This is a genomic window from Ruania alba (assembly GCF_900105765.1).
GTDB classification, from domain to species: domain Bacteria; phylum Actinomycetota; class Actinomycetes; order Actinomycetales; family Beutenbergiaceae; genus Ruania; species Ruania alba.
In genome coordinates this window covers 2,219,833-2,234,687 of record NZ_FNTX01000001.1, presented here as the reverse complement: position 1 = coordinate 2,234,687, position 14,855 = coordinate 2,219,833, and the positions used below count along the sequence as shown (strand labels likewise).

The 14,855-nt window shown below is 71.6% G+C and carries 11 protein-coding genes; 1 reads left to right on the top strand and 10 read right to left on the bottom strand.

The window, feature by feature from the left end:
• Window positions 1-22: 22 nt before the first annotated feature.
• From BLU77_RS10195 to BLU77_RS10165, 7 genes are read right to left on the bottom strand one after another with little or no spacing between them, the layout of a single operon-like run.
• Entirely contained in the window at window positions 23-433 is a 411-nt protein-coding gene (locus BLU77_RS10195) for an NUDIX hydrolase (protein WP_089772823.1), read from the bottom strand.
• Window positions 430-1,116, bottom strand: coding sequence for an ABC transporter ATP-binding protein (locus BLU77_RS10190; protein WP_089772822.1), 687 nt, complete (start codon window positions 1,114-1,116; stop codon window positions 430-432). Before BLU77_RS10190 ends, BLU77_RS10195 begins: the two co-directional genes overlap by 4 nt.
• The gene (locus BLU77_RS10185) at window positions 1,113-2,030 is read right to left on the bottom strand and encodes an ABC transporter ATP-binding protein (protein ID WP_089772821.1); all 918 of its coding nucleotides are present in this window, start codon (window positions 2,028-2,030) and stop codon (window positions 1,113-1,115) included. Before BLU77_RS10185 ends, BLU77_RS10190 begins: the two co-directional genes overlap by 4 nt.
• On the bottom strand, window positions 2,027-4,711 hold the full coding sequence (locus tag BLU77_RS10180; protein WP_089772820.1) for an FtsX-like permease family protein: 2,685 nt from the start codon (window positions 4,709-4,711) through the stop codon (window positions 2,027-2,029). The genes BLU77_RS10185 and BLU77_RS10180 overlap by 4 nt, the downstream gene beginning before the upstream one ends.
• On the bottom strand, window positions 4,708-7,821 hold the full coding sequence (locus tag BLU77_RS22040; RefSeq protein WP_175477024.1) for an FtsX-like permease family protein: 3,114 nt from the start codon (window positions 7,819-7,821) through the stop codon (window positions 4,708-4,710). The genes BLU77_RS10180 and BLU77_RS22040 overlap by 4 nt, the downstream gene beginning before the upstream one ends.
• A gap of 34 nt (window positions 7,822-7,855) precedes the next feature.
• Entirely contained in the window at window positions 7,856-8,755 is a 900-nt protein-coding gene (locus tag BLU77_RS10170; protein WP_089772819.1) for a 3-methyladenine DNA glycosylase, read from the bottom strand.
• Window positions 8,752-9,945 carry a heparan-alpha-glucosaminide N-acetyltransferase domain-containing protein gene (locus BLU77_RS10165; protein WP_089772818.1) on the bottom strand — a complete coding sequence of 398 codons (1,194 nt, stop codon included), beginning with the start codon at window positions 9,943-9,945 and terminating at the stop codon, window positions 8,752-8,754. Before BLU77_RS10165 ends, BLU77_RS10170 begins: the two co-directional genes overlap by 4 nt.
• A 67-nt stretch (window positions 9,946-10,012) precedes the next feature.
• On the opposite strand from BLU77_RS10165, the gene BLU77_RS10160 reads away from it, so the two are divergent.
• Window positions 10,013-10,819 (top strand): methyltransferase domain-containing protein, encoded by an 807-nt coding sequence (locus tag BLU77_RS10160; RefSeq protein ID WP_089772817.1) that lies wholly within the window; start codon window positions 10,013-10,015, stop codon window positions 10,817-10,819.
• Between the two features lie 12 nt (window positions 10,820-10,831).
• On the opposite strand, the gene arfA is transcribed toward BLU77_RS10160, so the two are convergent.
• The 3 genes from arfA to BLU77_RS10145 form a co-directional block, all read right to left on the bottom strand.
• Window positions 10,832-12,343: an arabinosylfuranosidase ArfA gene (gene arfA, locus BLU77_RS10155; RefSeq protein WP_089772816.1), complete on the bottom strand. Its 1,512-nt coding sequence runs from the start codon at window positions 12,341-12,343 to the stop codon at window positions 10,832-10,834.
• Between the two features lie 27 nt (window positions 12,344-12,370).
• Window positions 12,371-13,693, bottom strand: a complete 1,323-nt coding sequence (locus BLU77_RS10150) for a glycoside hydrolase family 27 protein (protein ID WP_245708755.1) — start codon at window positions 13,691-13,693, stop codon at window positions 12,371-12,373.
• A 92-nt stretch (window positions 13,694-13,785) separates the two neighbouring features.
• Complete coding sequence (locus tag BLU77_RS10145) at window positions 13,786-14,841, bottom strand: LacI family DNA-binding transcriptional regulator (protein WP_089773128.1); 1,056 nt, start codon at window positions 14,839-14,841, stop codon at window positions 13,786-13,788.
• Window positions 14,842-14,855: the final 14 nt, after the last annotated feature.

The following is a 14,855-nucleotide window of genomic DNA, read 5'->3' as shown; positions in this document are numbered from 1 at the left end:
GTCACCTGGCGTCGAGGTGCAACTAAACTGTTGCACCTCGCAGGGCAGGGACCACGTGCCGGACGAGCAGGGGAGCGAGATCGGTGGGAGTGTCCCTCAGGTCGGTCCAGCGCAGCTCGGCGATCTCCCGCGCCGCCCGCGGTTCACCGGGAAGCGCCGCGGTGAAGATCGTGGCGTCCACCCGGGTGTCCGCCTCATTGGCGGCCGCCTCCTGGTAGGCCCCGAGCGGGCGCAGCGCCGACTCGGGCACCTCCAGCCCGAGTTCCTCGGCCACCTCTCGCACCGCTGCCTGCGCGGCCGTCTCGCCGGGGTCTACCTTGCCGCCCGGGAGCATGAACCGGGTGGTGCCCTGCTTGCGCACGGTGAGCAGGTGCTGGTCGGCGCGGACGAAACAGACCGCGGAGATGATCAGGACGGTGGTCGACGTTGTCACGACTCGACGTTAGCCGCTGTCAGATGCCCGTCGTGCAGCTGCACCACCCGGTCTGCCCGCCCGATCAACAACGGGTCGTGCGTGGAGACCACGGCGGCGATGCCACGCTCGGACGTCAGCTCCGCCAGGAGATCCATGATCGTGGCCGCCGTCGCGGAGTCCAGCTGCCCCGTGGGCTCGTCGGCGATGAGCACCTGCGGGTCCGTGACGAGCGCCCGCGCGATCCCCACCCGCTGCTGCTGCCCGCCGGAGAGCTCGTACGGGCGCTGGTTCGCGTGCGGGGTGAGCCCGACCGCCGCCAGCGCCGCGGCCACCCGTTCCTCCCGCTCGCCTCCGGCAATCCGGCGCAGCCGCAACGGCACCTCCACGTTCTCGGCCGCCGAGAGCACCGGCACCAGCCCGAAGGACTGGAACACGAACGCCAGCGTCGCCTGGCGCAGCTCGAGGGCTTCCTTCTCGGCGAGGGCGCTGAGTTCGGTCTCGTCCAGGAACACCGCCCCCGACGACGGCCGGTCCAGTCCGCCGAGCAGGTTCAGCAGGGTGGTCTTGCCCGATCCGGACGGGCCGCGCACCACCACCAGCTCACCGTCGTGGACCTCCAGATCGGCCTCGACCAGCGCATGTACATCGCCTGAGCCGGTGGGGTAGGTGCGGGAGAGCCCGCGTGCGGTCAGCGTGGTCATCGCTCGCCTCCCTCGTGGCGCTGCCGTTCGCGCGTCTCGTCCCGCCAGACCCCGACGTGATCGGGCTCGAGCGCCAGGCGCACCCGGTCCTTGAGGTCGAGCGCGGCCACGAAGTCCTGCGGCAGCTGCATCCGGCCCACTCGGTCCAGTACGGCGAACTCCTCGGCCACGTGCCGCTCCGCTCCGTGCTCGTCGGTCTCCCGGCGGCGCAGCACCTCGGTGGAGGTGCGGCCGTCGCGGATCTGCACGGTGCGCCGCACGTGCTCGGACACGGTCGGGTCGTGGGTGACGATGAGCACCGTCATGCCTAGCTCGGCGTTCACGTGCCGCAGCGTCTCCAGCACCTCGGCGCTGGTCGCCTCGTCCAGCTCACCGGTGGGCTCGTCGGCGAGCAGCACCTGGGGGGTGTTCGCCGCCGCCACCGCGATCGCCACCCGCTGCTGCTCCCCGCCGGACATCTGCTCGGGGCGTTTGTCCCCGCAGTGGGCGACACCGAGCAGATCCAGCAGCTCCTCGGCGCGTGCCGAGTCCACCGGCCCGGCCAGCGCCATCGGCAGGCAGACGTTCTCCGCCCCGGTCAGGTAGGGGAGCAGGTTGCGTGAGGTCTGCTGCCACACGAACCCCACGGTGCGGCGTTGATAGTGCACCCGTTGCGCCTGGCTCATCGTGAGCAGGTCGGTCCCGGCCACCCGGGCGCGCCCCGCCGTCGGGGTGTCCAGACCGGAGAGGATGGTCAGCAACGTGGACTTGCCCGACCCGGAGGCGCCCACCACGGCCACCAGGTCCCCGGCCGCCACGTGCAACGTGAGGCCCTGCAACGCCTGGACCTCGATGCCCTCGGCGGAGTAGATCCGCACCAGGTCCTCGCACTCGATCGTGCCGCCCGGTACGCCGTCGACAGTGGATGTACTCATGATTCTCCGATCCGCAGCACGGATGTGGACAGACGGCGCGCGATCACGCCGGCGAGCAGGACACAGACGGTGAGCACCACGGCCAGAGCGGCCACCACACCAGTGATCAGGAGCGGATCGCTGCGGAGCTCAGGGGCGGTGTCGGCGCCCGTGAACGGGCGCAGATCGACGGTGCCCGCCACTAGGTACGGCAGCACCAGCCCGAGACCGGTGCCGACCACCAGCGCAGCAACCACCAGCGGCACGCTCTCCCACGCCACCAGGCGACCCGCCATCGCCCGGCTCACCCCGAGCGTGCGCAGCACCCCGAGCAACCGGCGGCGCTCCGGTGCCGCCAGCAGCAGCCCGAGGATGATCGCCAGGCACGCCAGCACCAGGCTCACCACGAGCGCGATCACGAACCCCGCCTGCAACGAGCGGGCGCTCGGAGATGCGAGGAACTCCGCTGTACTCTCGGCCGGGGAGACGATCGTGCCGCGCCCGGCCATCCACTCCGACAATGCTCTGACGGCGTCCGGCCCCGCACCATCGTCGAGGTCCACCAGCACATCGCGAGGCACGAGATTCTGCCCGGTGGCCTCCCGGACCAGTTGCAGGTCTACGATCACCCAGGCCCCCGGCCCGACCACGCCCGGCGCCGCAGCCGGCTCACCCACCACGTCGAGCACCACCGAGGAGTCCAGCACCAGGCGGACCTCCTCCGAGGTGTCCACCTCATGTCCGGACCAGACCAGCGCCGGGACCCCGGTGGGGGAAAGCTCAGAGAAGCCGCCCGGCACCGTCACGGCGCCCGGAACATCGGTCTGCACCTCAGGCAGCGTGGCAGAGTCCACGGCGTAGACGGTCACCCGCCGCGAGGTGTCGTCCTCGGCCAACGCGACAGCGGGAATCGTCGTCACTGCGCTCACCGCAGCCACCCCGTCCAGGCCGGCGATCTCGGTGAGGTCGCCTTCGGAGAACGTCGGGCCGTTCAGCCGGACGTCCGCCCCGGCGTCAGCGCGAGCGCCGTCGTCCACCCCGCCGCGCAGGGTGGTCAGCATCGTGGCGGCGAGCACCGCGATCGCCACCCCGGTCGCCAACGCGAGCACCGGGATCAGGGGAGTGGCTCCGGACCGGAGCAGCCGCGCGGAGCCGAGGAACGCCGTCAGGCCGCGACCCCGGCGAGCCGCACCATGGACCACATGCACGACCAGCGGAAACAGGCGCAGGGTCAGCAAGCTCACCGAGATGGCGAGCAACAGCGGCGCCGTCACCGCCAACGGGTCGGTGCCCCCACCCGCGCCGGTGACGCCTTGGCCGGTCACCAACCACAGGGAGGCGGCCGTGATCAGGAGCACCGCCACCTCGACGACCCAACGCCAGCGACTCCTCGACCGGATCGCCACGTCGTCCCGGCTCGGACGCAGCCGCGGGAGCGGCATCGCGGCCAGCAGCACCGCCGGCGCCAGTGCGGTGGCCGCAGGAAGCAGCAGGTTGGTCGGTGCCGGGGCAGCGCCGGGGACGGGCACCGCCAGGATCGCGACCGCTGCCCCCAGCACGGCCGCCGGGATCCCGAACGCCAGACCCTCCACGGCGAGCAGGGAGCGCAGTTGCCGACCCGAGCCTCCGCGCGCGGCCGCCAACGCCAAGGACGCCGCTCGCCGGGTCAGCGCGAGTCGGGCGCCGAGGGCGAGCACAGCGAACGTCACCCCGATCGGCCCTGCTGCCACCATCGCCAGGACGGTCGAGGTGCTCCGCCAGCGCCCGATCGCGCTGTGCAGCACCTCGGTCAGGCCGGTGTCGAACCGGACCTGCGGCGGGTCTGACGGTCCGGACAGCTCCAGGGGGTGCTCCACAGCGGTGAACGCGCGCAGATCGGCGAGCAGCCCGGCCGCCCCCTCGGCCTCGGCGCGCACCGGCACCCAGATCTCCGCCTCAGCGCTGCGGGCCATCCACGCAAGAGAAGCGGGATCGATGTACACGGTCGCGGTGGCCGCGTCGCCACGGTTGAAGTCGGAGTCGATCCGCGGCGTCAGGGTGTTCAGCTGGTGCTGCCACTGGTCGGCAGCCGGGTTCGTCGCCTCGAACACGCCGACCACGACGAACTCGGACCGCGTCGATGAACCGGCCGCGTACGAGTTGGTGGTCACCGGCGCGGTGAACCGCTCGCCCAGGCCGAGCTCCATCCGTTCCGCCGTCCCGGCAGCGAGCATCACCTCCACAGGTGCGAGCGCCCCGCCGTCGGACGCCTCCGCGGGCGGCCCGGGTGCCGTCCCCTCCACCATCTCGACGAGCGAGGAGATCCCCCGATCCACCCGGAACCGCACCGACGTCTCGAAGAAGTCGTCGCTACCTCTGTCCGCGGCGGACATCGAGACCCGCGTCGTGGTCACGGACACGCGAGGATCGCCCGTCGTCCGGGTCATGTGCTCCCCGGCGCCGGTGAACGTCTGCGCGAGGACACTCTCGAGCTCGGCCAGGCCTGCCTCGTCGCGGACCGGGGGATCGGGCAGCGTGGCCGTGAGTGCCCGCAGCGTGGGCGGGGTCTCGGCGATCGCGTAGTTCACCTCGTCGGTGAACGTCTGCCGCTCCAGGCGGGGCCAGGCAGTGAAGATCGCGGACGCGACCGCCACCAGCAGGGCCAGTGCCACCGTCGCCCCGATCGAGCTGCGCACCATACGCAGCAGCAGCCGAGTCTTCACCGCACCTCCTCCCGCCAGGTGGTATCGAGCACCTGAGCACGCACGCGGCGGCCGTACCAGAGGGCCACCCCCACCACGACCGCGATGATCACCGCGAGGAGGACGGCGGCGGTCGTGACGTGCAGACTCAGCGGCAACGGGATCGCCGAGGAGGTCTGGCCGGTGGCGGCCCGCACGAGGTCGGGCATCATCAGCAGCGCCGTCCCCAGCCCGGCAGCCACCCCGGCGACCACGGCGCCCAGCTGCAGCCACAGCAGCTCAGCCCGCCGGGACGCTGCTTGCTGCGCCGAGCCCACGCCGACCGCGCGCAGCACGACCACCTCACCGCGCCGGGCTGCTGCCTGGGCCACGGCCACCGCCACCACGGCCGGCACTGCGAGCAGCAGCGCCCCCACCGCCGCCAGCACGAACACCACCCGAGCCGGCGCCGCCACCGGGTCCGCGATGCTGCCGGTCTGCGCCGTGGTGACGACCGCACGTGGGCCGGCCAGCGCGGCGGCGGACTCAGCGATCGCCGGGGTCTCGGAACCATGCGCGGCCAGCCAGATCTCGGTGACCGCCACCGGTGAACCACCCTGGCGGAGCAGCGCTGCTTGCAGGGTGGCCAGGTCCACCAGCACCCCGCGCTGTAGTTGCGCCCCGGGAATCACGGCGATCTCGCCCGCCGCATGCATCCGCAGTTGTGTTCCCGCGATCGTCACGTCCGCCCCGGAAGGCAGCACCACCTCCGACCACGCCGGAGTCACCAGAGCAGGGATGCCCTCCTCGGGCGTGGCAGGCGGCGGTGGCATCGACCGAATCGTCTCCGTGCCCGCCATCACGAAGTTGCCGCTGTAGAGGAGACCGACCTGGGCGGAGATCTGCAGCGGGGTCGCCTCGGCATCGAGCTCGGAGCCGCCGGCGCGCATCGGAACCGTGTGCGGGTCCCACGAGGCGACAGCCTCGGTGAGGTCGGTCGCCCCAGCGTGAAGCGTACTGACCTCGACGTCGTAGCGCGTGTCCTCGAACCCGGTGTCGAGCTGCACATCGACCGCCACGAGCTGCCACGGACCATCCGGCAGGGGAACAGTCAGCTCGGCCGTGGTCGGGGGAGCACCGGGCTCCGAGGACACGTTCACCGGGTCCGATGCCACCGTCACCGCTTCGGCGCCGTTCCACAGGACGAACGCCATCGTGACCGTGCGCCCGGGCGGGCGCGCAAAGGTCGGCTGGGCAGCCGCCCAGTCGGCGGCGACCGACACCTCCGCCTCGATCGCCTCAGCCTCGATCTCCGGACCGGTGAGGACCTGCTGATCGGGAGCCAGCAGCCCGGCGACCGCGGCAGGATCCACGATCGCCTCAGGTGCGGACATCACACCCGTCTCTGCGGCCGGCAGTGCGGTGACCGACCCGGACGAGCCGTCCACACGAACCCCCGGTGTGGCCACCCCGGTCCCGCGTTCCACCCCGTCGAGCCCGACGTAGTCCGGCACCCCGGCCGGCTCACCAGTGATGCCTGGACCGAGACGCACGCGCACGTCCGCACCGTTGGCCACCCCGGCGGAGAGCGTGCGGAGCGACTCCGCCGTACCCGCGTACGCCGACGCCAGCGTGCTCACGGCGCTCGCGAGCATCACCAGAACCACGGGCACGGCGAGGACCGGCAGGTGCCGAGAGACCTGCCGGGCCTCCGTCACCGGCGAGTAGCCAGGGCCGCGAGCGGTGCTCCGGGCCCACCACCGGGTGAACGGAACAGCCAGCGCGATGGCGAGCAGCGCCGTCGCCACCAGCACCAGTGCCGGTGCACTCACCGCCAACGGGTCCACCCGTGCGGTGCCCGGCACCAGGGGAGAGCCGTTCCGGGTGATTCGCCACGTGCTGAACGCGGCAGCGGCGAGAAGCAGGATGACGGCACTACCAGCCAGCACGGGTCGACGGCGACCGCTGACGGCAGCGGTGTCGTCCGTGGCGATCTGCGGAACCGCGCGCAGCTGCACGCTGGTGAGCACCGCCGTCAGGACGATGATCACTCCCGCGGCGACGACCGCCACCAGCGCCGGCGCGGCGCCAGGTCGACCGGCGGAGAGGGCGATGGTTCCCAGGGCGCCCACCACCCCGCCGATGCCTGCCAGGGCGACCGATTCGGTGGTCGCCGCCCGGCGGAACTGACGCCTGGACGCGCCGCGGGAGAGGAGGATGCGGGTCTCCCGGGCGCGGAGCAGGGTGAGCAGGCGAGCGATCTGCCACGTGGCCACCAGGGACACCACAGCGACGATCACCAGCGGCACCGCGGCGGCTGCGCGGACCGACGCCAGCCCTGCCGAGGTGCTCGCGACCGTCTCGGCCAGCGTGCCCTCGATGATCAGGCCGCGCACCGGCACGTTCGCGGCTTCCACTGCCTCGGGCAGCGCGGCCAGTCCAGACTCCCAGACGGGCAGGTCGGCCGGGGCGAGGTCGGCCGGTGGTTCGATCACCCAGCGGGCGAAGGGCGCCAGGTCGAGACCGTCCCACGTCGTCACCAGCAGAGGGCCGACCGTGCTCGGCTGGAACGGATCCATCCCCTCGGCGGCGAGCGGGCTCCCCGTCCACCGCGGTGCCGTGGCGTCGTCGGGCCGCCACAGCCCCGTGATCTGAATGTCCAGGCCGTCGTCGCCGATCGTGAGCCGATCCCCGGCGTCCACGCCCAACGCCTCGGCCGCGGCGGCGTGCAGGGCCCCCTCACCGGGGCCGGCCGGCCACGCACCGTCCGCGAGGGTGGCCGCCTCCTCGACGTCGGCATCGCGCAGGAGAACCACGGCGGCACCGTCGAGCGCCGTGGCGTCCTGCAGATCGAGGGCAGGAGTGGTCTGGCGCCCGTGCACGGTGACTCCGGGGAGCAGATCTGCCACGATCTCGCGGAGTGCACGGTCTTGTGCTGCGGGGTCGTCGGCGACCCGGGTCTGCACCACCACGGTCGCTGCCTCGGCCGGGGCGTCGGCCAGCACGGTACGGACCGCCGTGGTCGACGCGAGGGAGAGGTAGCTCAGCGTGCCGGCGATTGCGACGGTGACCAGTGCCGCCATGGCAGCCAGCAGGATGACCAACGGTGCCTGAGCACGCGTGCGTCGCCGCACCCAGGATGCGCGCTGCACCGATCGGCCCCCCCTCGTTGGACGTGGCGTCACTCTACTCAGGCGGCATACAGGCCGTGAGCGTTGCGGTCACGGCGAGCAGCCGGTCCCGCAGACTGTTCGCCCGCTCGGCAAACTCCCGCTGTGCCGCCACATAGGTGGCCTTGCCCTCCGCCGTCTCGATCGGCACCGGGGTGTACCCCCACGCGGTGAGGTCGTAGGGGGAGGCGCGCATGTCCAGCTCACGGATGTCCCGGGCCAGCTCGAACGCGTCCAGCAGCAGCTCGCCGGGCACCGCCGGCCCGAGCTTGCTCGCCCACTTGTACACATCCATTCCGGCATGGAGGCAGCCCGGTTGCTCGAGCTCCGGCTGATCGGCGCGGGTCAGCCGGAGCTCGTTCCGCGGTTCGGCCTCGTCGGTGAAGAACCGGAACGCGTCGAAGTGGGTGCACCGCAGCGGATGGCTGCGCACCACCTCATCCGTACCTTCGGCCCCGAGGCGCAACGGCACCGGGTGGCGCACCTCCTGCTGCTCCGCTCGGTACACCATCGCCCACTCGTGCAGCCCGAAGCAGCTCAACCGGGCCGGGCGGGCCCGGGTCGCCCGGACCAGGTGGTGGATATAGCCGACGGCGTCGCCGCGGTCGGCCAGGAAGCCCGGCACGTCCAGCGTGACCGAACCGTCCCTGCGTGAGGTGTACCACCGCCGTCGGGCGTGCTCCGCCGCGCCTTCCAGGGCGACTGATACGCCCGGGTGCCACACCCGCAACTGCCCCGGCTTCGTGGGGTAGTAGGTGTACAGGAAGTCCTCGACCGGGTGGCGGCGATGCTCAGCCCGACGCTCCCGGTGGGCGCGGGTGAGGGCATCGGCCCGCTCGGCGTGTGCAGCCTCGCGCGCGGTCCAGACCGCGGCCGGCAGAGTCGGGACAGGTCGGAGGGCGGGTGGAGCGGTCATGACGGTGGTGGTGCAGGCGGGTAGGGCGGCGTGACCGTGGCAGCCGGCGGGGCGGCGGCCGGTGCGGGACGCGCCTGGGGTGCGGGGTAGAACTGCTGGGGGTTCGGTGGAGGTGGGACCGGTGGCCCGCCCGGCGTGCCGCCGCGCTCGGCCCTGGTGCGGATCATCGCGCTCATCGCCCGCTCGAAGGGTCCCTTGCCGAGGGTGAGCTGCCAGAGGGTGGCGAAGGTGAAGGTGGCCACGATCAGCCAGATCAGCGGCCAGTTCGACTGTGGGTACCACACGGCCTCGTCACCGAGGATGCGGATGTAGACGATGTGCAGGCTGTACACGGTCAGCGACATCGCCCCGGTGGCGCTGATCGGGGTCAGGATCACCCGCAGCACGGTCGGCTGGGTGAGCAGCAGCAGCAGGCCGAGCACGCCGATCGCGACACCGACATTGCCGAGCATCTCCGGCCCGGAGTGGGCGTGCGGCTGCGTGCTCACCAACAGCTCGGTCAGCGAGCTCTCGGCGGGGTCGAGCACCTGGGTGAGCAGGGTGCCGGCCGAGTAGCCGAGCAAGGCCAGCGCGGCTCCCACCACGATCATGCCCGCCTGCACCCCGATCCTGCGCAGGTCCAGCCGCCCGCCGGCCAGACCCACCAGCAGGTACGCGATCCAGGCGATCGCCGGGTAGTAGCCGGTGAGCAGCTCGCCCACGCCGGGCATCACCCGCCATCCGGAGGTTTCCCCGGTGACGTGGCGGACCGCGAGCACCGGGATTGGCGCCACAGCGAGCACAGCAGCTGCCACTGCGATCAGCGCTGGGATGCGCAGCCGCAGGAACGGCAGCACCAGCACGAACATCACCGCGTAGGCCGGCAGGATCACTGCCACCGGGGTCATCAGGAAGGTCAGCATCCAGCCCAACGCGTACAGGATGCCGGAGCGCTTCAGGATGCGTACCCGCTGCCGGCGCCACTCGGCTGGGTCGCCGGAGGTGAAGGCGCGGCGGGTCATGAACGCGAGCCCGGTGCCCGCCAGCATGGCGAACAGGGCCGAGGGACGCCCGTCCGCGACGAAGAACCACCCCGTCGGCGTGAGCATGCCGACGTGCTGCTCGAGCCCGAGGTGGGCGACGAACATCCCCAGCACGGCGAGGCCCCGGGCGGTGTCCACCCCGACGATGCGCTTCTTGGCTCCGGTCACCTGGTCAGGCTAACCAACCCGCGCCCCTGCCCGGGCGAGCAGTGATGGGGAGCACTACACTCCCGATATGGAGCGCGTCGACACCTACACGCACGGGCACCATGAGAGCGTGCTCGCCTCGCATGGCTGGCGGACGGCCGAGAACTCGGCCGGCTACCTCCTCCCACTCCTGGAGGAGAACACCGACCTGCTGGACGTCGGATGCGGCCCTGGGACCATCACGGTGGGCCTGGCGCAGAAGGTGTTTCCCGGTCGGGTGATGGGGCTGGACCGCTCGACGGACGTGCTGCTCAAAGCCTCCGAGCTCGCCGAGGCGCACAGTGTGGAGAACGTGCAGTTCGAGCAGGGCGACGTCTACGACCTGCCCTACGCCAAGGGCGCGTTCGACGTGGTGCACGCCCACCAAGTGCTGCAGCACCTCTCCGACCCGGTGGCCGCGCTGCGAGAGATGGCCCGGGTCACCCGGCACGGCGGGATGATCGCCGTCCGGGACGCCGACTACGCTGCGATGAGCTGGTACCCGGAGGTGCCGGGGCTGGACCGGTGGCGTGAGCTCTACCACCAGGTGACCCGGGCGCACGGGGCGCAGGCCGATGCTGGACGACGGCTGGTGGCCTGGGCCAACAAGGCAGGATTCACCGACACCAGCCCCAGTGCCGGGGTGTGGTGCTACGCCGGCGAGGACGATCGCCAGTGGTGGTCGCACACCTGGGCCGAACGGGTGGAGAAGTCCGCCTTCGCGCGGCACGCCCTGGACGGCGGGTTCAGCACCACCGACGAGCTCGCCGAGATCGCGACCGCGTGGCGCGAGTGGGGGGCCGACGAGGACGCCTGGTTCGCCGTCGTGCACGGCGAACTGCTCATCCGCGTCTGACCCCCCGTCACGTCACGCCGTGGCGAGGCGCAGCATCGACCAGGAGACCGGCGGCAGCTCGGCGCGCAGCTGCCCGTCGGTCACGACTGCGGAGTCGTTCGGCTCGGGTGCCACCGAGGAGTCGTCGTCGGCACTGGCCTGCCAGGTGTGGTCCGGGTTGGCCAGCGTGACCGCCTCGACCACCTGCAGCCCGCCCAGGCTGGAGAGGTCCACGTCCAGGGTGAGTGCATCGGTCGTGGAGCGGTTCACCACGAAGACGGCGACCTCCCCGGTGTCGGCGTCGCGGGTGGCGACCGCGTCCAGGGCGGCAACCTCCCCGAACTTCGCGGTCTCGTGCACCGGAGCGTCGATCGCCAGCTGCAGCACCTCGCCCTTGGCGTGGGCCGAGGTGAGAGCGAACGGGTGGAAGATGGTCTGCTTCCAGGCCCGGCCGCCCGGCTCGGTCATCATCGGGGCGATCACGTTCACCAGCTGCGCCTGCGAGGCGGCGTGCACCCGGTCGGTGTGCCGCAGCAGCGAGATGAGCAGGTTGCCCACCACCACCGCGTCGGCCACGTTGTAGTGGTCCTCGAGCAGCACCGGCGCCACCGGCCAGTCGTCGCCGGTCGGCGGGCGGGACTCGGCGCGCTTCTGGTACCAGACGTTCCACTCGTCGAAGGAGATGTGAATCTTCTTGGCGAGCTTGCGGGCCGCGCCCACGGCGTCCGCCGTGGCGGCCACCGAGTCGATGAAGTGGTCCATGTTGACGGCGGAGGCCAGGAAGGAGGCCAGGTCGCCGTCCTCCTCGTAGTAGTAGGCGTGCGCCGAGATGTAATCCACGTGCTCGTAGGTCTCGGTGAGGACGATCCGTTCCCACTCACCGAAGGTCGGCATTGACGAGCTGGAGGACCCGCAGGCAACCAGCTCGATGTCCGGGTCGATCATCCGCATCGCGCGAGCGGTCTCGGCGGCCAGGCGCCCGTACTCCTCGGCGGTCTTGTGCCCGATCTGCCACGGGCCGTCCATCTCGTTGCCCAGGCACCACATCGTGATCCGGTACGGCTCCTCGGCGCCGTGCTTGCGGCGCAGGTCGGAGAAGTGGGTGCCACCGGGCACGTTGCAGTACTCGAGGATGTCCAGGGCCTCCTGCACGCCGCGGGTGCCGAGGTTGACGGCCATCATCGGCTCGGTGCCGGAGGCCTTGGACCACTTCAGGAACTCGTCCACGCCCACGTGGTTCGGGTCGGAGGAGTGCCAGGCAAGGTCGAGCCGAGTCGGGCGGTCCTCGAGCGGGCCGATGCCGTCCTCCCAGCGGTACCCGGAGACGAAGTTCCCGCCCGGGTAGCGCACGGTGGACACGCCCAGCTCACGGGTGAGGTCGATGACGTCCTGGCGGAACCCGTCCGCGTCGGCGGTGGGATGGTCCGGTTCGTGGATGCCGGTGTAGACGGCGCGGCCGAGGTGCTCCACGAAGGAGCCGAAGGTGCGCCGGCGCACCGGGCCGACGGTGAAGGCGGGATCGAGGGTGATGCGGGCGTTGGCCATGATTCTCCTGGTTGGGGTTCTGGATTCTCAGGTGCTGCGCAGCAGCGCGGTGCCGTGGGCGTCGAGGTCGAGCTCGAGCACGGCGTAGGGATCACTGGGGTCGACGTCGAGCACGCGTGCGGTCCACAGCTCGGTGACGGTGCCGGGGGAAGTGAGCCCTGGTGAGGCGAGTCCTGTGGAGGTGAGGGGCAGACGAACGGTGCGTGCGCCGTCGGAGGTGTTGAACACCGCGGCCCAGCGGGTGCCCTCCCGTGGACCGGTGCCAGTGGCGCCCCAGACGACGAGATCCCCCTCGCGGACGAGCTCGGTGTTGCCGCGGGAGTGCTTGCCGATGTCGAGCACCTCGGTGTTCACCAGGTCGGTCAACGTGTCGTCCTCGGAGCTGGGCAGGTCGCCGCCGACGAACAGCGGGGACCGGCCGAGGTTCCACAGCGTGAGCATGGTGCGGCGTTCGGCGGCGGTGAGCAGGCTGTGCCGGGGCTCGCCCCGTTCGGCGCGCACCCCGATCCGCCCCAGCGGCAGCATGTCGGCATCGGCCCACCCGTGCGCCTGCTGGTGCGGCGCCCACCGGGCGAGCCGGGTCAGCTGGGCCTCCAGGTCGTCCCACCGGTCCCACAGGTCGTCCGAGATGCGCCACATGTCGGCGTGTGCGCGCAGATGGTCCAGGTGCGCCACGGAGAGGTGGGTGCCGGGGGAGAGGGAGACGGTGACGTCCCGTCCGTGCCGCTCCTCGGCCTTCCCGACGGCGGAGTGCAGCGCCTCGATGGCGTCACCGTGGTACGGGTACAGCATGTCGTCGACCTTGAGGAAGTCGACGCCCCAGCCGACGACGCGATCGATCTGCAGGTCGAGCCAGGCCTGGGCCGCCGGGTGGGAGAAGTCGAGCCCGAGATTGTCGCCGTTCCAGGGGCAGCGAGCAGCCGGGTGGTCGGCGGGTAGGGCGATGTCGGCCGTGGTGGCGTCGGTGCCGGGCACGGGGCGGGGGTCGGCGACCGCGCGGCGCGGGATTCCGCGCATCAGGTGCACGCCGAAGCGCAGGCCCAGGTCGTGCACCCGGGCGGCGAGCGGTGCGAACCCACGACCTCCGGCGGAGGAGGGAAACCGTGTCTCGACCGGCATCTGCACACCGTCGGCGTCCAGCAGCAGCGGGGCGTCGTCGTTGTACCCGCCGGCCCGTGCGGTGGGCTCGTACCACTGGATGTCGACCACCACGGTGTCCCACCCGGCGGGCAGCATCCGTTCGGCCATCACCTGGGCGTTCGCGAGCACCTCATCTTCGGTGACGGTGGTGCCGAAACTGTCCCAGGAGTTCCACCCCATCGGCGGGGTCAGGGATGCGGAGCGGTGCACGCAGGGCCTTTCGTGAGTGCTTTACATCGATGTAGAACAATAGTGCACGGTGATCGGGTGGTGGTCAACCACTGGTGCGGTCAGACCACCCCTCAGACCGGGGCGTCGGCCGGCACCTGCGAACCTGGCTGCACCGAGATGACCTGCTCGTCGGCCGATCCGGTGGACTGGCGAGCCACCACCCGGGCCTCGCTGATCACGCGAACGTACGGGCCGCCGTCGCCGGCTAGACGGGAGCGAAGCAGAGCCACGGCCGTGCGGGCGATCTCGTCCCGGCCGGGCGCCACGGAGCTGATGGTGGGCGTGGCGTACCGGACGTCGTCGACATCGTCGAAGCCGATCAGGGCCACATCGCCGGGCACATCCACCCCGCGTGCGTGCAAGGCGTAGAGCGCGCCGAGGGCGAGTGCGTCGTTCATCGCGAACACGGCGTCCACTCCGGTGCCGCCGTCCAGGAATGCACCGAGGGAGTCCGAGCCCGCTGAACGGTGCCACGGAGCCGCAGGAACCACGAGGTCCGGAATGAAGGCAAGGTCGGCCGCCGCGAGGGCTTCGCGGTAGCCGTCGAGCCGGAGCCCGGACGAGCCGGTGGCGGTGTCGTCCGGATGCGGCCCGAGCACGGCGATCCGGCGGCGCCCCAGCTCGAGCAGGTGGCTGGTCGCAGCTCGGGCGGCGGCAACGTTGTTCATGGTGACGTGATCGGCGGCCGCTCCGAACACCCGCTCACCCAGAAGCACCAGGGGTGCGTCGATATCGAGTGCCGCGCGGTCGGCCGGTTCGAGGCCGAGCGGAGAGAGGATGACCCCGTCAGTGAGCTGTCGTCTCGAACCGGACAGCACCGCCAGCTCCCTGTCCCGGCGCCCGCCGGTCTGCTCGATCAGTACCGTGAGCCCGTGGGTGTCGGCCTCCCGGATCACCGCGTCGGCCAGCTCGGCGAAGTACGGCAACCGCAGCTCCGGCACCGCCAGGGTGATCATTCCGGTGCGACGGGTGCGCAGCTGCCGGGCGGAGAGGTTCAACCGGTACCCGAGCTCGGCGATCGCCGCCTCGACGCGCTCCCGGGTACCGGGGCGGATGTGTGGGTAGTCGTTGATGACGTTCGAGACGGTCTTCACCGAGACCCCAGCACGCCGGGCGACGTCGGCCATGGTGACGGCACGCA